The organism is Phaeodactylibacter sp., from assembly GCF_040219495.1.
Lineage (GTDB): Bacteria > Bacteroidota > Bacteroidia > Chitinophagales > Saprospiraceae > Phaeodactylibacter.
On record NZ_JAVJSK010000129.1, the window covers coordinates 32387 to 52258 of the forward strand.

Below are 19872 nucleotides of genomic sequence, written 5' to 3' on the forward strand. Positions count from 1 at the left end.
GAGCGTGTCGGGAAAGTCCATTCTAACCCATTAAGGCCGGCCGCTGCGTCACCTCGTGGTAGCAAATGTAGCCTTCCCTGAAGTAGTGTAAGACCATGCTTTTGCGGGGCTGGCTCTTGTCGCGGTGAGGCTCGCCCCCGTGCAACAGGTTGGCGTGCCAGATCAGCACATCGCCGGCTTTAGCTTCAAAGATTTGCTTTTTCAGCCCCCACTCGCGCACTTGCCTCTCCATCATTTCCTCATAGGCAGTGTAGGGCTGATTGCCGATCTTCCAGCGGGTACCTTCATTGCCGTAGGCCTCATTGAGCAGGTAAGGCAATTTGTGGCTGCCAGGGTAATAATGCAGTGGTCCGTTGTCTGGCGTCATGTCCTCCAGGGCAATCCATACACCAAGCAAACCGCCCAGTGGATAGGTAGTCATGTGGACGGAATCGGAATGCGTCTTTTGCTCACTGCCCTCATGTACGAAGTTGATACTTTGGAACAGCAGGGCTTCCCCATCGAGGAGATAATTGAGAATGGCCTGCAGGTGGGGGTGCTCCCCAATACGCCGCAGGAAATCGCTGTGGTGAATGGCGAACATCAGCTTTTTGTTGCTGTAGCGGAAACGCAGGGTCTGATCGTCCAGCAGGCGCTGTACTTCTGCATTTGCTTTAGTCACCTCATCGGGGCGCAGCCAGCCTTTGAGCACAGCATAGCCTTCTTCAGGATAGGCGAGCAGACTGTCCTGTGTAGCCGGGTTGAGGGTGGAAAACAGGGCATCCGCCTGCAGCCCGGTAATGTCTGGCACTATACTTTCTTCACCAGCTCCCGGCAGATGGTCAAAATCTGCACTGGAAACCGGCTCGTAGTAGCGCTTGTCCAGGCCATACTTTTGGTACAAGGTTTCCAAATGCCCGAGGCGGGACTGCTGAAAATAGTTGTACAGGGCGTAAGTCCATTTGTATTGCCGTATCCATCCAATCATGCCATTCCTATTTGGCGGAAAGATAATGGTATCGGCCGGAATGCCAAAAGAAAAGCGGGCTCAGAGCAAAGCCGGGTTGCCCATACCGCAAGGGGTAAGCCGGGGCGGGAAAGGCCCCCAACCTCTGAATTTCGCCGGGGCTCCTCATTCATTTCCGGCGCTTGGCCCCCTCCATAGCAGGCAGCATAGGGGCATTCTTTTCCTGGTAAGGGCCCATACTGCGGAGGATGGAATCCAGCAGCGCAATAGCCTGGGTAATGTAAGCCCCTTTGTTGAGCATCACGCATTCAGCCCGCTGCGCCATTACGGCATCGGTAATCTCCGCCCGGCTGGGGATGCCTTTTTTGGCGAGGTTTTCCAGGACTTGTGTTGCCCAAATGTCGGGCAGGTGAGCGGCCTGGCAGAGGGACATGATTTCTTCCTGCACCCGCCCTATTTGATCCCACCCGGCCTCAATGGCCAGGTCTCCGCGCGCAATCATCACGCCAATAGGGTAAACCGCCATACCTGCTAACAAGATATCAACGAGGTTATCAAACCCAGCCTGGGTTTCAATTTTCAGGATGATACCGATGCGGTTGGCGGCGCCCAGGCGGTCGAGCTCGGCGATCAGGTCGCTTACATCCTTAGGGCTGTTGACAAAAGAGAGGTTGACGACATCAGCATGCTCCGCCACAAACGGCAGGTCTTTGCGGTCTTTAGTGGTAAGCCCGCGGATATCGAGATGGCTGTCCGGAAAATTAATGCCTTTATCCGCACGGAGTCTGCCACCGCCTTCCTTGGTATGCAGAATCTCTACGTACAATTCGCCATTCTTTACTTTGCGGATGACCCCTCCGATCTGGCCATCGTCAAACAAGATAGGCTCGCCAGGCCTAACCTGATCGAAAACCTCTTCGGAAGTACAGGAAATGTGAGCTTCACGGACAATTTGCCCTTTGTCATCATACTGAGCAGACTGCCCGAGTTCTGGTGAGCGGTGGATGCGCAGCGTATCGCCCGGAGTAAGCAGAATGGGCGCTTCTAAAGGCGGCAGCACTCCTACGGTGAGGGGGCGGGACTTGAATTTCTTATCGGTGTAGAGCAGGCCCCCTTCACCCAGGTATACCGTACGGTAGGCTTCGGCGATGCAGCCATCGTCCAGGACCTGTGTGATTTTAAACTGCCTTTTCTTATGGCGGGTATCCCGGCAGTAGAGTTTATCGCCAGGCTTCATTTTCTTGAGTTCTACCGAGGAAATGGGCACGTGTGGCAAAGGCTTTATGGGGTGAGGGGCCGGTGCGATCCACACCTCCACAGGTTGCTTGACCCGGCCGAGGCTGTCCTTGGGGGTTTTAAAGCGGCGCACTTTGGGCCCGGGCTCCAGTTCACCGGTCCGGATTTTAGGGCCGGCCAGATCCATCGCTACCTGACAGTGGACGCCCAACGCCAGGGAAGCCGACCGCACGTTGCCGATCATTTTCTCCCATACTTCCGGCCCATCGTGAGCGCAGTTGATGCGGGCGCAGTTCATCCCTTTCCGCACCATCTCGTGCACCAGCTCGGGCTGTTCGGCAGCTTCACTTGGCAAGGTGACCATAATGCGGGTGCGCCGCCCTTCGGTACGGTAGCCCAACAATTTACGGGTGTGGGTACGCACAATTTCCTGCGCTTTGATGATGGTCAGGTTGATCCGCTCTTTTTCAACAAACTCACCGAGTAACAAAGCCCTCAAAATCGTAGCGGTAACCGATAAACTCGCCATCGTATGCCCTTCGGCTTTCGCCAGGCGGGAAAGCCCCATATGCCCCAGCTGCTTTTGCAGCTCCCGGATGTCAAAGCTACGCATCGAACGGTAGTGGATCAGATTTTTGGCTGAGGCCAACAAATCCGGATGAACACGGCTCAGCACTTCAGCGTATTCAAGCTCCTGTGTCTTGGCGGCCTGCTCAATGGCTTCCACCTGCTCGAGCATAGATTGAAGGTTGGGTTGGTCTTGAAGCATGAAGATGTGTTTAGAACTGCCTTTGTTTTTCCAATTGTTGAGCGGCCCATTCCGCGGTCTTTTCAAACCACCGGTCCAATCTCAGGTTTTCTCCTTTAATAATAGCTGCAATTTGCACGGAGTTGTGCAGGTAGGCCGCTTTTTTGTCCACTGGCCAATCCAGCGGGTAAGAAAAGATGTCTTCTATATTCGATGCCTTATCAGCCAACCGGATGATCCGGGCACCCGGGCTCAGCCGCTCAGCGGTTTCCAGTTGCTGTTGCTTGCGTACTTCATAAGACAGGCTCATGTCATCGGTGAGCTCCATAACGATGTCGGCCACCGAGTACCCGAAACGCTCCGCGATCTCCTTCTCTGTCACATCGGTATCTTCAACAATATCATGCAAAACAGCAGATAGAAGCAGGGTGTCTTCAGTTATTCCACAGCGGTTGACCAGCCCGTTGGCCACTTTGATCAGGTGGTTGATGTAGGGCAGGCGGTCGTACCCCCCCCGCCGGTCGTATTGGTGTTTGACCGCAGCGAACTGCAGGGCCTCTAACAATTCCGGAAGCGCAAGTGCTAACATTATTCTTACTTTTGAAATGGAAAGATAGGCGTTTCTCCTAAAATCAGAAATACCGGAATGCCCCTGCGGACATGATAATTGTCACTACCGGACAAAGTTTGACCCCAATACCTTTACCCCCTGCCCTGCCCGATATAGCCCGTAAACCCCAATTGTAAAATGCCTAACCAAATTCAGAATCCAATAGCAAAGTGGCATTTTGAAATCGTATTTACCTCAACTTTTTCAACAAACATATTGTTCCATTATGGGTTAGAGACTGATGATACGATAATCCTATTTCGTATTTTGGAATGTCTTACAACCAGCATAATTCTTTTCAAAGAGGAAGATCTGGTCTGTGCCCAGCCAAACCAACCAAAACGTAGCCAAGAGGGAGCCTCCAATCCTTTCGCTCCCGACCTCGGGCCAAATGCTTAGCTTTCTGAGCTGAACAAACCAATGCTGAAGCGATTCTACCACACGCTTGAGCGCTATTTTCTGACGCTTACAACTGATCGTATGAGTGAACCTCAGCAACAAGGGCTTTATACGCCTGAACTGGAAAAAGATTCCTGCGGTACCGGACTGATCGCAAACCTGAACGGCATAAAGTCACACCAAGTAATCGAAGATGCCCTGACAATGCTCACTAATATGGAGCATCGGGGTGCCTGTGGCTGCGAACCCAATACCGGGGACGGCGCTGGCATTCTGATTCAAACCCCGCATGCCTTTTTTGCCAAAAAATGCAAAGAACAGGGCTTTGAACTGCCTGAATTCAGCAAATACGGCGTAGGGGTCGTCTTTTTCCCTGCCGACCGGAGCTTGCGGCAGCAGTGCCGGGTCCTATTTGATGACTACATCGATGAGATGGGTTTCGACTTGCTTGGATATCGTAAAATCCCAACAGACCATGAAGAGCTGGGGGAGTCTGCCGTATCGGTAGAACCACGAATGGAGCAGGTTTTTGTAACGCCCAAGGAGCCGATGGAGCCCAAAGCCCTGGAACGCCGGCTTTACGTGCTGCGCAAATTCTCCACACACACCATTCACAATACCTATCCGCAGTCCAGAGACCAATTCTATATTGCATCGTTTTCTTATAAAACCGTCATTTACAAAGGGCAACTGACGACTTATCAGCTACGGCCCTACTTTCCGGACTTACACGACGAGCTCTGTGAGTCTGCGGTTGCGCTAATTCACAGCCGCTTTTCGACGAATACCGTGCCGAAATGGAAACTGGCACAGCCTTTCCGGTACATTGCCCACAACGGTGAGATCAACACCATCATGGGCAACCTGAATTGGTGGGCTTCAAAAGAAAACCTCCTGAAGTCTACGCTTTTTACCGACGAGGAGCTGGAGCAGCTCAAGCCAATCTGTGGGGAAAGCTTATCCGACTCTGCCAACTTTGATAACGTGCTGGAATTTCTGGTGCTGGGGGGCATGTCCCTGCCACACGCACTCATGCTTATGATCCCGGAAGCTTGGCAGCACGATGCCCAAATGGAAGACTACAAGCGGGCATTCTACGAGTACAACCGGACCATTATGGAACCCTGGGATGGCCCGGCCTCTATCTGCTTTACCGATGGCATCCTCATCGGGGCTACACTCGACCGCAATGGACTGCGGCCTTCCCGTTATTGCCTGACCGAAGATAATGTACTGATTGTAGCCTCCGAAGCCGGTGCCCTGCCTGTAGATCAGAGCAAAGTGGTGACCAAAGGGCGGCTGCAGCCCGGTAAAATCCTGATTGCCGACCTGGACCAGCACCGGGTAATCGGGGACACCGAGCTAAAAGATATCATTTGCCAGCGCCTGCCTTACCGGGAATGGCTGGACCAAAACCGCGTCCACCTGAAAGAACTACCTGCACAGCAACCGGCCAAAGTAGAATTTGACCAGTACACGCTGCTGCGCAATCAGCAGATGCATGGCTTTACCAAAGAAGACCTGAAAGTCGTCATCGGACCAATGATTGAAGGCGGAAAAGATCCGCTCGGCTCTATGGGCGCAGATACCCCTCTGGCTGTATTGTCCAAGCAATCACAGCATCTGGCTAATTACTTTAAGCAGTTGTTTGCCCAGGTTACCAACCCCCCTATTGACCCAATCCGGGAACGCTCCGTCATGTCGCTGTACGCCATGCTGGGCAGCAGCAGCAACGTCCTGGACATTAATGCCGACCGGGCAAAATTCATCCACCTGGATTCGCCCCTGCTGACGAATACGGACCTGAGCAAGGTCAAACATATCAATCATCCGTACTTCAAGTCAGGAGTGATTGATATTGTATTCAAGGCCGGTAAACAGGAAGGGTTGCTGCAGGCGGCTATCGACCACATCTGTGGCGTAGCAGAAGACCTGGTCCGCAACGGCTCCAACATCCTGGTTTTGTCAGACCGCAACGCCGGGCCCTATCAGGCCCCTATGCCGTCACTGCTGGCAGTAGGCGCCGTGCACCATCATCTGATTCAGAAAGGGCTGCGCAGCCTGACTTCTATTGTGGTGGAAGCCGGTGACGTACGCGAAGCCCAACACTACGCTACGATGATTGGCTATGGTGCCAGCGCAATCAACCCGTATATGGCTTATGCGTCAATCGCACAGCTTTACGGCAAAGGCATATTCAAGGATGGGAAGACGCTGGAAGAGATCATCGACACTTACAACAAAGCTATTGGCAAGGGGCTGCTGAAGATTATGTCTAAGATTGGCATTTCCACGCTGCAGTCTTATCAGGGCGCACAGATTTTCGAGGTCCTGGGGCTCAACAGGGAAGTGGTGGATAAATGTTTCCGGGGCTCCATCTCCCGCATTCAGGGCATTGGCTTCGACGGTATTGCCGAGGAAGCCATGCTGCGCCACCGCCTGGCTTTCCCGGAAAACGGCAGCAACAACCCAAAGCTCGAAACAGGCGGTGTCTACCAATGGAAACGGCGGGGAGAAGCACACTTGTTCAGCCCGCAGGCCATTCATCTTCTGCAATTTGCCACCCGCACCGGTGATTACAAAACTTTCAAAAAGTACGCCAAGCTTATAGACGAACAAACGGAGCAGGCCCTGACGCTCAGAGGGCTGCTGACTTTCCGCCGGGGCGAGAAAATCCCGCTGAAGGAAGTAGAGCCTGCGGAGTCTCTGATGACCCGGTTTGCGACCGGCGCGATGTCGTTTGGCTCCATTTCTCATGAGGCGCACGCCACACTTGCGGTCGCGATGAACCGGATCGGTGCCAAGAGCAACAGCGGGGAAGGCGGGGAAGACGAGGTGCGCTTCGAGCGCAAAGAAAACGGCGACTGGGAGCGTTCTGCCATCAAGCAGGTGGCTTCCGGCCGCTTTGGCGTAACGAGCCACTACCTCACCAATGCCGATGAGCTGCAGATTAAGATGGCGCAGGGTGCCAAGCCGGGTGAAGGCGGCCAATTACCCGGGCATAAGGTAGACGACTGGATTGGACGGGTGCGCCACTCTACACCGGGTGTGGGATTAATCTCGCCACCACCGCACCACGACATCTATTCGATTGAGGACCTGGCACAGCTGATTTTCGACCTGAAGAATGCCAACCGTAAGGCCCGCATCAACGTCAAGCTGGTTTCCAAAGCAGGCGTAGGCATTATTGCCTCCGGAGTGGCTAAAGCCCATGCCGATGCCATCCTCATTTCCGGGCACGATGGCGGTACAGGGGCATCTCCACTAACCTCCATACGGCATGCAGGCCTGCCATGGGAGCTGGGCCTGGCGGAAACCCATCAGACCCTCGTGAAAAACAAGCTACGCGACCGGGTGACCCTTCAGACGGACGGGCAGATGCGGACCGGGCGCGACCTGGCTATTGCCACCCTGCTCGGTGCCGAAGAGTGGGGCGTAGCGACTGCTGCACTGGTAGTGGAAGGCTGCATCATGATGCGCAAATGCCACATGAATACCTGCCCGGTAGGCATTGCCACACAAGACCCTGAGCTCCGGAAACGCTTTACCGGCAAGCCGGAACACGTGATTAATTTCTTCCGCTTCCTGGCTGAGGACTTACGGGAAATTATGGCGAGCCTGGGCTTCCGCACGCTCGACGAAATGGTTGGTAAGGTCGAGCTGCTCAAAGCTAAGCCCAAGCCCAAATACTGGAAGTACCGGGGGCTGGACCTAAGCCCTATCCTCTACAAAGAGCCGGCCGATGAGACGGTAGGGCAGCACAAAGCCGTAGAACAAGACCACGGCATTAAGCATGTCCTGGACCGCAAGCTGATTGCAGTGGCTCAGCCCGCGATCAATCAGGGCAATAAAGTAGAAGCCAGCTTTGATATCAGGAATACCGACCGCGCTACGGGCACGATGCTTTCGAATGAGATCAGCAAGCGGCATGGCGGCAAAGGCTTGCCAGATGGCACCATACAATTCCACTTCCGGGGTTCGGCAGGGCAGAGTTTCGCCGCTTTTGGTGCAGCAGGGCTTACGTTCAAACTCGAAGGCGAAGCTAACGACTACTTTGGCAAAGGCTTATCCGGGGCTCAGCTCATTGCGGTGCCCGACCGGGAGGCCAAATTCACAGCCAGTGACAACATCATCATCGGCAACGTAGCATTCTACGGGGCGACCTCCGGAGAAGCATTCATCAACGGCATGGCAGGAGAGCGGTTTGCGGTGCGTAATTCCGGTGTAAAAGCGGTCGTGGAAGGCATAGGTGACCACGGCTGTGAATATATGACCGGCGGCATCGTTGTCGTGCTGGGCGATACCGGCAAAAACTTTGCGGCCGGCATGAGCGGTGGAATGGCCTACATCTACAATCCGGAAGGGCGCTTCGAGCAGCAGGTCAACCACGGTATGATCGACCTCGACCCCATGGAAACCGGGGATGTCTCCCGTCTGCATGCTTTAATATCGAAGCACCATCAGCTCACCGGCAGTGCCCGGGCAACGGCGCTGCTGGCCGACTGGGACAACGCTCAAAAGCAGTTCACCAAAGTGATGCCGCGCGATTATAAGCGGGTACTACAGGCGCGGGAAGCAGCCGCTGCAACGGTAGCCGATGCTGCACCCCTGACCGGCAAAGCGGCAGTGTAGCAAATTGTTGATTGGACAAAAAAGAACGAAACATGGCAGATCCCAAAGGATTCCTAAAATATACCAGAGAACTTCCCAAAACACGGGACCCTGAAGAACGGGTCAAAGACTACAAAGAACTCTACGAGGACTTTGGGGAAGAAAAAACCGTACAACAAGCTGCGCGCTGCATGGACTGCGGTGTGCCCTTTTGCCACAACGGCTGCCCCCTGGGCAACATCATTCCGGAGTTCAACGATGCGGTTTATGACGAAGACTGGCAACTGGCCTACGAGATTCTCAGCAGCACCAACAACTTCCCGGAATTCACGGGCCGTATTTGCCCGGCGCCCTGCGAGACCGCCTGTGTACTGGGTATCAATCAGCCGCCGGTAGCGATCGAGCACATTGAGAAATCGATTGCGGAGGTCGCCTTTGAGAAAGGATACGTGCGGCCTCATCCCCCTACCCTGCGTACGGGCAAGAAAGTAGCCATCGTAGGGTCTGGCCCGGCGGGTCTGGCGGCGGCAGCTCAACTCAACAAAGCAGGCCACCTGGTCACCGTTTATGAGCGCAACGACCGCATCGGAGGCCTGCTGCGCTACGGTATTCCCGATTTCAAGCTCGAAAAGTATGTGGTCGAGCGCCGCGTGGCACTCATGGAAGCCGAAGGGGTACGCTTTCGCACCAATGCAGAAGTTGGGGGCAATGTAAACCCACAGGAACTGCTGGATCAATTCGATGCAGTACTACTCTGTGGTGGCTCCACCATTCCCCGCAACCTCAACATCGAAGGCCGGGAGCTGGAGGGTGTGCACTTTGCCATGGACTTTTTGGAGCAAAACAACCGGCGGGTGGCTGGTGATGCGATACAAGAAGACCTTACAATCTCTGCCAAAGACAAACACGTGGTGGTGATTGGCGGTGGTGATACCGGCTCAGACTGTGTGGGGACTTCCAACCGACATGGTGCCAAATCGGTTACCCAAATCGAACTCATGGACCGCCCGCCCAACGACCGCGACCCGCTGACCTGGCCCAACTGGCCGGTGGTGCTGCGCACATCAAGCAGCCACGAGGAAGGTTGCGAGCGGCAGTGGTCCCTGCTCACCAAAGCCTTTACCGGAGCGGATGGACAGGTTACCGGGCTACACCTGGTAAAAATTGAGTGGGCAAAGAACAGCAAAACCGGTAAATATGGCTTCCAGGAAGTGGCAGGCACCGAGCAGGAAATCCCCTGTGATCTGGCGTTGCTGGCTATCGGCTTCCTGCACCCGCAATATATGGGGATGCTCGAGCAGCTTGGTGTTGAGGTCGATGAGCGCGGTAATGTCCGGGACGAAAATTACCAGACCAACGTGGAGAACGTCTTTGTGGCCGGAGACATGCGACGCGGGCAGTCCCTCGTGGTATGGGCCATTGCAGAAGGACGGGAAGCTGCGCGCAGTGTGGATCAGTTCCTGATGGGCGAGTCGACACTGGAAGCCCGGGATCAGGGGTTCCTGATGGCTGAAGGGTGAAGGGAAGACGGTCGTTAAGCATGGGTCGATTCCTGTCACCTTGCCATTCGTCTACTGCAAAAACTTTGGACTTTGAGCTGACGGTGGGTAATGAACCCATACCAACCAAACAGAAGGTAGCCTTTGAAATGATCAAGCAGGAGACCATGTGTTACGAAACCTTCGCCACTGCAGGGATAGCGTACACCTTCTGCCCAGGCCGAACGCCCTCGTAGCCTCAGAGCATATTTATGAAAACATCATCAAATATCTCCCAACAGACCGGCGGGCAGTTCATCTACTCTTGGTGAAAGCTTGTCAGGCCCGGGTAAAGAATAAAAAACTTCGCCCAATCTGCCCGCTGTAAATAAATCATTCCCGTATTTTACATCTTGAATTATATTTACAACTTTCGAGCTCGTTCCTCCTTTATATATTTGCAGGAACGAACAGGTAATAAACTAGGAAAGATTAGCGATGCTAGAACAGGAAATCAAGCAGCAACTCAAAGACTGGAAAAAGATTATAAAGCAATATCAGCAGCCCGACCGCAAACGGGCATGGTGGCAGGTTATCAATACCTTTGGCCCGTTTCTGGCGCTGTGGGTACTGATGTATTTCAGCCTTGAATGGTCTTATTGGATTACTTTGGGGCTGGGCCTGATTAATGGTTTTCTTTTGGCCCGTATTTTCATCATTCAGCACGATTGCGGGCATCATTCTTTTCTGGAATCCAAAGGCTGGAATAATGCGATCGGTAATTTTTGCAGCTTTTTCAGCACCATTCCTTACAAGTACTGGTCGAAAATCCACAATTACCACCACGGGCACTCCGGGCAACTCGATGAGGAGCCCCGTGATATTGGGGATGTCCCTTTCCTGACGGTGGAGGAATACCGCAATCTGAGCAAATGGGGGCGTTTCAAATACCGGTTGTTCCGTACGCCGGTGGTCTTGTTTATTGTCACCCCCATCGTCTATTTGAGCGGCCCAATGCGCTGGCCTACGATTAAGGTGCCGATGGTACGTAGTGCTTATCTGGCGCTTTTCCTCAACAACCTTTGGATCGGGTTGGTGTATGCCGGTCTGATTTACCTGTTGGGATGGAAATTTCTTTGGGTACAGGTGCCTATTGTAATTTTCTTCGGCACAATTGCCTTCTGGTTTTTCTATGTACAACATCAGCACGAAGAAACGTACAAGAAGTGGAAAGACGAGTGGGATTACCTGGTGGCAGCGGTTCGTGGGAGTACCTACTACAAGTTACCGAAGGCATTCAACTGGCTGACTGGCAATATTGGTTTTCACCATATTCACCACCTCAGCTCATTGATCCCCAATTACAACCTGCCACGCTGTGCGAAGGAAAACCCCATCCTGCAGAAGTACGTCACCACCGTCACATTCAAAGAGAGCCTGGCCTGCGTTTTCAATAAACTCTGGGATGAACAACAGGAACGAATGATCACATTCCGGGAATACTACCGGCTTGAGCGTTCCGGCGTCTTTGGATGATAAGCTGGGGTATCGGAAAATAAAAAAGGTTGTTCAGGAAGTAATGCTTTCCCGAACAACCTTTTTTGTAGTCTGTAAGAGGGGATCAGACCACGCCCTCAAACAAAGACGCTACAAAAGCCCGCTTATTGAAGACCTGCAGCTGCTCAATACCCTCTCCTACCCCAATGTATTTGATGGGTACTTTAAACTGATCTGAAATACCGATGGCGACCCCGCCTTTAGCCGTACCGTCCAGCTTGGTGAGTGCCAAAGCTGACACTTCCGTAGCCTCGGTAAAGTGCTTGGCCTGCTCGAATGCATTCTGCCCCGTAGTCGCATCAAGGACCAAAAGGACCTCATGAGGAGCGCCCTCCATGCTTTTCGCCACAGAGCGGCGGATTTTGGAGAGTTCCTTCATCAGGTTGACCTTGGTATGCAGGCGGCCAGCCGTATCAATAATCGCTACATCACAACTATTGGTGATCGCATACTGCACGGTTTCGTAGGCTACTGCAGCAGGGTCGGTATTCATACCTTTGCTGAAGAAATCACAGCCCACCCGCTTGGACCAGATTTCGAGTTGGTCCACTGCGGCAGCCCGGAAGGTATCGCCGGCACCGAGGACCACTTTTTTGCCCTGTGACTTATACTGATGCGCCAGCTTACCGATAGTGGTCGTCTTGCCCACCCCATTCACGCCAACCACAAGGATTACACTTGGCTTATGTTCAGCAGGCAAGGTATAGTCCTCGATATCCACGGTGTTGTTTTCGGACAACAGCAGTACGATTTCATCCCGGAGGATTTCGTTCAGCTCGGAGGTATTGAGGTATTTATCGCGCCGCACCCGTTCTTCGATGCGCTCAATGATTTTGACCGTGGTCTCCAGGCCGACATCAGAAGCGATCAGGATGCCCTCCAATTCATCGAGGACTTCTTCGTCGACGGTGGATTTACCGGCGACAGCTTTGGTAATCTGTCCAAAGAGACTGGTTTTGGTTTTCTCCAGGCCTTTGTCCAGGTCCTCCTTTTTTTCCTTACTGAAAAACTTTTTAAAAAAACTCATAGGCGTAATAGTGCGACGGAGTTAGATGAGGTCTTTAGCCAGGAAGCTGACAAAGGTTTCATCTGTTTTTTCCCGTCAGGTATGAAAGACCTGATGTGCCGGAAGCATTGCAGGGTACGCAAAGGAGATTCCTCTGACTGTGCTGCCCCGGCTTATCAAGGCTGATAAATAGGCAAAGAGGCTTTCCCTGATTAAAGGAAAGCCTCTTTGAATATGCGTTTACTTGCTGTCAGACAAGTGGGTTATTTGCTAGCGAAAAACTCCTTCACAGCATCTTTGTGAATAACGACCTCTTTGTAAGAGTACTTACCTGTTTTGGGGTCTTTGATGCTCTTGATCACTTTTACATGATCACGACCGGAGCCTGCGTTCGCTGCACGTTGTGCAACCCTTGCGTTCTTAGATACTTTCTTAGCCATTATACCTCGCTTTAAAGAATATTAAGTAAAGTCAACATCACAAAAGTAAGCGATAAAAAGAAGCTTTGCAAGCTTACTTAATTTCGCGGTGCAGCGTTACGCGCTTCATGATGGGATTGAACTTCTTGAGCTCCAGGCGATCTGGTGAATTCTTACGGTTTTTCTCCGTAACGTAGCGAGAAGTGCCCGGCAGCCCGGAATTCTTATGCTCTGTGCATTCGAGGATAATCTGAATGCGGTTGCCTTTGCTTTTCTTAGCCATCTTTCTAAAATATTTATGGTCTTACTTACAGTTCGACACCTACAACAAACCCCTTCTTCTGCTGGCGCTTGATAAACTCGTAAATGCCTATTTTATCGATTGTGCGCATTGCGCTTGCGCTAACCTTCAGCGTCACCCACTCCTCTTTTTCCGGAATGAAAAAACGCTTGGTGTGCAGGTTCGGAAGAAAACGGCGCTTGGTCTTCTTGTTAGAGAAAGAAACCGAATTGCCGGCTACCGGGCGCTTACCTGTGAGTTGACAAACTTTGGACATCGCGTATTCCTTTTAACTAAACAGCTCAACGCCCGGCTACTCGGGCTCGGACATTGAGCTATTCAGGTGATTCTAGGACTTTTTAATTCTAAGTAGTGACTCTGTCAGGATTCGAACCTGAAACCTCTTGATCCGTAGTCAAGTGCTCTATCCAATTGAGCTACAGAGCCATTTTGCTATTAGCGGCTGCAAAGATAAGTTTCGATTTTAAAACCTGCAACTTTACAGCTACTTTTTTGCCAGTCCTCTGATTTTTTCCTCTGGGAGGACTGCAAAGATATAAAATGAACAGAAAAAGCCGGCAAAATCGTTCGCCGGCTTTTTGAAAAAATATCTTCATTTACAACGCTTCTTGTAAAAAAGGCTATTCGCGGAGGAACTCGAGCTCATCTTTGTGGCTGAGCTGAACCATCACCGAGGGTTGTGCAATAGACTTATCGTTTCTACGGTGATGCACGATATAGTCCACTTGTTCGATAATATCGGAGCTGATCGCACCGAAATTTGCGGGAAAAGCGCCGGGCTGCAGATCGGCAGACAGGGCAACGATCGGGCGCCCCAGCTTGCGGATCAGCGACTGACAGTATTCATCCTGTACGATCCGGATAGCGATGCTGCCTTCCTGATCGAGGGCTTCCTGCGGCAGGTTGCGGCCCCGCTCGTAGCGTACCGTTAGTGGGCGCAGGTGGAAGGACAGCAACGTCTCGATGCGCGGATGGAAATGCGCAATATACTGCTTCAGCATTTTGGGGGAATCGACCAGAAGCTCGAGGCATTCGTGCTGATCAATGGATTTCAGTGCCCTTAATCTACGGAGTGCTTCGGGGTCCGTTGCATCGCAACCGACACTCCATACCGTGTCTGTGGGGTAGAGCAACAGCCCGCCGTCGCGGAGGACTTCCAGCGCCTGACCAAAGTCCTGCTGCTGTCCGGCGGATGCTCTACCATTAGTAAAGGTGATCATACCTAATGGTGGTTTTATGCCAATTAAAAAATGAATCAATGTCATGCTAGTTTGATTGAACAGTGCGGCGCTCATCATGAAACGCTGCGGTACGGTTTTTGGTAAGAATCGGAAAGCACATTAAAGTATTAGGAGCTGCTGATTGTCAATAGGTTTACCAACCAGCGAAATACTATTTTAAAAAAGCTTGTGCTTCGAAACTATCTGTATCTTGTCATTGTGATACACAAGCGATTACCTTTGTGCCTTACTAAATGATTCAGAAAACGATGTCCAGAGCCGACTTATTACGCTATTGCTGTTTTTTTTCGATCTTTTTTGCCAGTCTGTTCCTCAACCGACTTTGGGCTGCCCATATCATTGGAGGAGAAATCACCTACGAATGCCTGGGCTGGACCAACGGCGACCCCAGCACCGGGTCGAGGACTTACCAATTCTACATGAATATCTACCGCGACTGCCAGGGCGGTGGCGCAGATTTTGACTCGGCTCCGGGCGGTTCCTTTCCGGCTTCTGTCACCATCTATACCGAGAGTGATGAGGACCCTTATGAGATCCTTTTCCTGCCAAACCCCAGCCGCAACACCGTGGACCCGCAGGAGGATAACCCCTGTGTGATTGTGCCCACCAACGTATGCGTAGAGCAAGGCGTGTACACTTTCCCACTGCTCGACCTGCCGGTCATAGACGAGAGTTACTACATTACCTACCAGCGCTGCTGCCGCAACAACACTATTTCCAACATCATCGCACCCGGTGACTCCGGGGCGACCTACTTCATGGAGCTTACCCCGGCTGCTCAGGAGGTTTGCAACAGCAGCCCGACGTTCAACAATTTTGCCCCGCCCGTGATTTGTGCCAACGAGCCCATCAATTTCGATCATTCAGCCACTGACCCTGACGGCGATCAGTTGGTGTACGAATTTTGTGCCCCTTTCCTCGGCGGCGGCCTCAACTTCAATATGCCCACTGCCATAAATGGCCTGGCACCTAATCCGGAATCGCGCCCACCCTACGACCCTGTGAACTTCATCGGCCCATTCTACAACCCGACTCAGCCCCTTGGCAACAACACGGACGTGGGCATTAACGTCAATTCCGGCCTGATAACCGGCACGCCTAATGCACAGGGGCAATTTGTGGTAGGGGTTTGCGTAAGCGAATTCAGGAACGGGCAGCTGCTGAGTGTGGTGCGCCGTGATTTCCAGTTTAACGTAACTTTCTGCGAGCAAACGGTTAAAGCTGATATTGCCGAAGACAATGCAGTGGGGGCAGACCTGTATATTAGTCAGTGCTCCGACCGTGATGTTTTTATCGTTAACCAAAGCTTCGATGAAAACTTTATCGATGAGTACTTTTGGAATTTCAAGCTGGGCGATGGACGGGACACCACCCTGACGACCTGGAATGCCGACTTGCAGTTTCCGGAGTATGGTACTTTCCGCGGCATTCTGGTTCTCAATCCTGACACACAGTGCGGAGATACCGCCAGTATTGTCGTGGAGCTCTTCCCGGAATTAGAGGCTGATTTTACGGCCACTTACGATACTTGTGTGGCGGGCCCGGTAGCCTTTGCCAATACCACTCTCGCTACTACCGAAATCACCAATTATTCCTGGAACTTCGGGGACGGAGGGGGCTCTTCCAACCCGGAACCTACCTACCGCTATCAGGAGCCCGGGCTGCAACAGGTGCAACTACGGGTTACGGATACCAATGGTTGCCAGGACTCCATCCTCAAACCGGTGAGCTACTTTCCGGTGCCGGCCCTGATTGTAGTGTCCCCCAACCGGTTTGACGGCTGTGCCCCGGCGGAGATCAGCTTCAACAACCTCTCAGAGCCCGTCAATATCAACTACGAAACCTTCTGGGACTTCGGAGATGGTACCACCGATACCGTACTGAGCCCGGTACATGTTTTCAACTCGGAAGGCACTTATGATGTCAGCCTGGAAATCACTTCTCCGATCGGCTGCGTGACAGATACTGTATTCCGGGATTTGATCGTTATTGATCCGTCACCTGTTGCCAATTTCACCTTTAGTCCTCAGGACCCGGACGTATTCAACCCCGAGGTGGCCTTTACTGATTTATCGCAGGGGGCTGATCAGTGGTTTTGGTACCTGGAAGACCCCTATACGGCACAAGAGCAAAACCCCGTACATACTTTCCGGGACACCGGTTTTCAGGAAGTGCGGCTGATTGTGACGCATCCGCTGGGCTGTCAGGACACGGCCCTTCAGGTAGTCGATATTCAGCCGAAGGCCACTTTCTTTCTACCCAACGCCTTTACACCCAACGATGACGGGCTGAATGATGTCTATAAAGGCAAGGGGTTCACGAACGGAATGAAATCCTTTGAGTTGAATATTTGGAACCGCTGGGGCGAAAATGTGTTTTCTACCGACGATCCGCAACAAGGCTGGAACGGGCGGTTCAGCAATCACGGGCAGCCCGTGCCTCAGGGGGTTTATTTTTCCCGGGTGGCATACACACCGCCCCGGGGCGAAGCAGTTGAAATAAAAGGCACAGTGACCGTTATTCGGTAAACGCTGTTGCCCTTTCGCGTTCATTCGCAGAAAACGACACAATCTATGGCTATTCACGCATCTGTAAGATATCCTGTTGCTTTTGTACTGAGCTTGCTGTTACCCCTGGGCCTGCAAGCTAAACATATCATTGGCGGCGTAATGACTTATGCCTGCCTGGGCAACGATACCTACGAAATCACGCTCAAGGTCTACCGGGACGGCAACTGTACCGATTGTGCCGAATTTGATGCGCAGGCTTTTATTGCCGTGTATAATTGCTCAGGCAACTGCTCAGGTGAATCCCAGGCCACCCCGTTCGTATCACTGAATGCTCCGCTCCTGGATGTCACGAGTGTGGAACGCCCGGACTACCCCTGCCTGATCCCTCCTAATGTGAGCGTGGAAGAGGGGCTCTACCGTTTTGAGCTGCAGCTGCCTCAGTCGCCCGAAAGCTATTTCATTGCCTATCAGCGGTGCTGCCGCAATGTGACCATTTCCAATATTATCGCGCCCGGTGACACGGGTTCTACCTTCTTCACGGAAATCACGCCGGAAGCCCAGCAGGTTTGCAACAGCAGTCCGGTGTTCAATGAGTTCCCGCCTATTATCATTTGCGCGGGGGCACCCCTGGAGTTTGACCACAGCGCTACCGACCCCGAAGGGCACCAACTGGTGTACAGCCTTTGCTCTTCCTACGACGGCGGCGGCAACCTGCTGACCGATCCGCTCTACCTTACTTGTGATGGCGCGCGGCCGGGCCCGGCTTGTCCGCCCCCTTACAACACCATTAACTTTTTAGGGCCCAACTTCTCCCCCACTCAACCGATGGGGCCGCAGGCGAATCTCCAAATTGACCCCAATACGGGCCTGCTGACCGGTACGCCCATCAACCTGGGGCAATACGTGGTGGCGGTATGTGTGCAGGAATACGATTCGGCCGGTAATTTACTAAGTACTACCACCCGCGACTTCCAGTTCAATGTGGCTCCCTGTGATCCTACCGTAGAAGCCGTGGTAGGATCAGCCGAAATCACCGAAGACCAGGAATATGTGATCGTATCCTGTGGGGATAATACCGTGAACTTCCGGAACGAAAGCTTCCAGGAGTCTTTCATAGATGTCTACAACTGGTCTTTCATGGTGGATGGCCAGGAGGTTTCGTTTGACGAATGGGAGCCCGCCATCAACTTCCCTGATACCGGCACTTATTTTGGCAACCTTATTTTGAACCCCAATACCCTGTGCGGAGATACCGCAGACATCCGAGTGGAAATTTACCCTTCCATCGAAGCCGACTTCAGCTTTGAATATGATACCTGCACGGCAGGGCCTACTGTTTTCACTGATGCCTCGGTCTCTGGTAGCGGTCAAATCACCGATTGGTCCTGGACCTTTGGTGATGGGGGGGCTTCAAGCGAACAGAACCCGGTCTACACCTACCCCAGTCCAGGTTCATTCCCTCCTACACTCACAGTCACCGATATCAATGATTGCCAAGACACCTACACCTTGCCCATTGAATACTTCCCCGTGCCCGAGCTGATTGTGATTGCACCGAGTGAATTTATCGGCTGTGCGCCCGCGGATATCTTCTTCAACAACCTCTCCACTCCCATTAGTGAAGCCTACAACATCACCTGGGACTTCGGAGACGGCGGAACAGACACCACCATCAGCCCTACCTATACCTACGAGGCCCCCGGGACCTACACGGTTACCGTTGATATCGTATCTCCGGTTGGATGCCAAACGGATACCACCTTCGGTAATTTGATCACGGTATTGCCTTCTCCGGTGGCGGGTTTTTCCTTCACACCAAGCCGCCCCAGTAACCTGGAGCCCCTGGTCAGCTTTTTTGATGAATCAACGGGGGCTACCCGTTGGTCGTATGACTTTGGAGACGGCCGGCAGTCGGTCGAACCCAGCCCCACCCATGAATTCCGGGACACTGGCGTGTACGAGGTGCGGCAGATTGTTACCCACCCCAGTGGTTGCCAGGATACGCTGGTACAGCTGATAGACGTCATTCCTCAGGTGCGCTACTTCCTGCCCAATGCATTCACGCCCAATCAGGATGGCCTGAACGATGAATACCTGGGTGCCGGTGTTCTTGAAGGGGCGACGAATTTCCGAATGGTGATCGTCAACCGGTGGGGAGAAACCGTTTTTGAAACGAATGACCCCTTCGACGGCTGGAATGGGCGAAAAAGTAATGCCGGCGACTTTGTACCCAACGGGGTGTATATGGTGTTAGTGACTTTTACCGGGCCCAGGGGCGATGAATATGAGTATAAGAGTGCGGCTACGGTTATTCGGTGATGGTTTGGGGTGGGTTGATTTGTTTTGCAGTGATTGTACAGCTGGAGAAGCCCGCTTTTAAATCTGTGCAATCCCTCCGATCCATGCTCCTACTCTCCAAACAAAACAAGCGTACACTACTGATGACGCTGATCTGACTGATGACGCTGATCCTGGCAATCCGGTGCCGCCACACTAGCATGCCACCGCTCGCAATCCGTGGAAATCTGCGCAATCCCTCCAATCTGTGTTCCCCTCTCTCATAGTACACTGATGACGCTGATCCGACTGATGGCACTGATCTTGCAAACCAGTGCCGCCATACTAGCATGCCACCGCTCGCAATCCGTGGAAATCTGCGCAATCAGTCCAATCTGTGTTCCCCTCTCTCATAGTACACTGATGACGCTGATCCGACTGATGGCACTGATCCTGGCAATCCGGTGCCGCCACACTAGCATGCCACCGCGCGCAAGCCGTGGAAATCTGCGCAATCAGTCCAATCTGTGTTC

Annotated in this window: 13 protein-coding genes and 1 tRNA gene; 5 read left to right on the forward strand and 9 right to left on the reverse strand. The window is 52.7% G+C overall.

Annotated features, from left to right (window positions below; all coding sequences use genetic code 11):
* Nucleotides 1-22 precede the first annotated feature (22 nt).
* The 3 genes from RIC19_RS20650 to RIC19_RS20660 all read right to left on the reverse strand — a co-directional run bounded on the left by RIC19_RS20650 (nt 23) and on the right by RIC19_RS20660 (nt 3519).
* Nucleotides 23-967, reverse strand: coding sequence for a phytanoyl-CoA dioxygenase family protein (locus RIC19_RS20650; RefSeq protein ID WP_350180265.1), 945 nt, complete (start codon nt 965-967; stop codon nt 23-25).
* A 148-nt stretch (nt 968-1115) separates the two neighbouring features.
* Nucleotides 1116-2951 carry a pyruvate kinase gene (locus RIC19_RS20655; protein WP_350180266.1) on the reverse strand — a complete coding sequence of 612 codons (1836 nt, stop codon included), beginning with the start codon at nt 2949-2951 and terminating at the stop codon, nt 1116-1118.
* A 10-nt stretch (nt 2952-2961) separates the two neighbouring features.
* A complete protein-coding gene (locus RIC19_RS20660) occupies nt 2962-3519 on the reverse strand; it encodes an HD domain-containing protein (protein WP_350180267.1) in 558 nt (185 codons plus the stop codon).
* Between the two features lie 501 nt (nt 3520-4020).
* On the opposite strand from RIC19_RS20660, the gene gltB reads away from it, so the two are divergent.
* The 3 genes from gltB (at nt 4021) to RIC19_RS20675 (ending at nt 11564) form a co-directional block, all read left to right on the forward strand.
* Nucleotides 4021-8571: a glutamate synthase large subunit gene (gene gltB, locus RIC19_RS20665; protein WP_350180276.1), complete on the forward strand. Its 4551-nt coding sequence runs from the start codon at nt 4021-4023 to the stop codon at nt 8569-8571.
* Nucleotides 8572-8603: 32 nt separating this feature from the next.
* A complete protein-coding gene (locus tag RIC19_RS20670; protein ID WP_350180268.1) occupies nt 8604-10070 on the forward strand; it encodes a glutamate synthase subunit beta in 1467 nt (488 codons plus the stop codon).
* A 456-nt stretch (nt 10071-10526) separates the two neighbouring features.
* Nucleotides 10527-11564, forward strand: coding sequence for a fatty acid desaturase family protein (locus RIC19_RS20675; protein WP_350180269.1), 1038 nt, complete (start codon nt 10527-10529; stop codon nt 11562-11564).
* A gap of 85 nt (nt 11565-11649) precedes the next feature.
* Here the strand turns inward: RIC19_RS20675 and ftsY are convergent, their stop codons facing one another.
* From ftsY to RIC19_RS20705, 6 genes are all read right to left on the reverse strand, one after another.
* Nucleotides 11650-12612, reverse strand: a complete 963-nt coding sequence (gene ftsY / locus RIC19_RS20680) for a signal recognition particle-docking protein FtsY (RefSeq protein WP_350180270.1) — start codon at nt 12610-12612, stop codon at nt 11650-11652.
* Nucleotides 12613-12854: 242 nt separating this feature from the next.
* Nucleotides 12855-13031: a DUF4295 family protein gene (locus RIC19_RS20685; protein ID WP_072013634.1), complete on the reverse strand. Its 177-nt coding sequence runs from the start codon at nt 13029-13031 to the stop codon at nt 12855-12857.
* A gap of 73 nt (nt 13032-13104) precedes the next feature.
* Entirely contained in the window at nt 13105-13293 is a 189-nt protein-coding gene (gene rpmG, locus RIC19_RS20690; protein WP_350180271.1) for a 50S ribosomal protein L33, read from the reverse strand.
* A gap of 25 nt (nt 13294-13318) precedes the next feature.
* Nucleotides 13319-13567, reverse strand: coding sequence for a 50S ribosomal protein L28 (gene rpmB, locus RIC19_RS20695; protein WP_350180272.1), 249 nt, complete (start codon nt 13565-13567; stop codon nt 13319-13321).
* 96 nt (nt 13568-13663) lie between these two features.
* Nucleotides 13664-13737: transfer RNA gene (locus RIC19_RS20700), tRNA-Arg, on the reverse strand.
* 194 nt (nt 13738-13931) lie between these two features.
* Nucleotides 13932-14531 (reverse strand): L-threonylcarbamoyladenylate synthase, encoded by a 600-nt coding sequence (locus RIC19_RS20705; protein WP_350180273.1) that lies wholly within the window; start codon nt 14529-14531, stop codon nt 13932-13934.
* Nucleotides 14532-14800: 269 nt separating this feature from the next.
* On the opposite strand from RIC19_RS20705, the gene RIC19_RS20710 reads away from it, so the two are divergent.
* Together RIC19_RS20710 and RIC19_RS20715 are read left to right on the forward strand one after the other, a co-directional pair.
* On the forward strand, nt 14801-17080 hold the full coding sequence (locus tag RIC19_RS20710) for a PKD domain-containing protein (protein ID WP_350180274.1): 2280 nt from the start codon (nt 14801-14803) through the stop codon (nt 17078-17080).
* A gap of 45 nt (nt 17081-17125) precedes the next feature.
* Nucleotides 17126-19381, forward strand: coding sequence for a PKD domain-containing protein (locus RIC19_RS20715; RefSeq protein WP_350180275.1), 2256 nt, complete (start codon nt 17126-17128; stop codon nt 19379-19381).
* Nucleotides 19382-19872 lie beyond the last annotated feature (491 nt).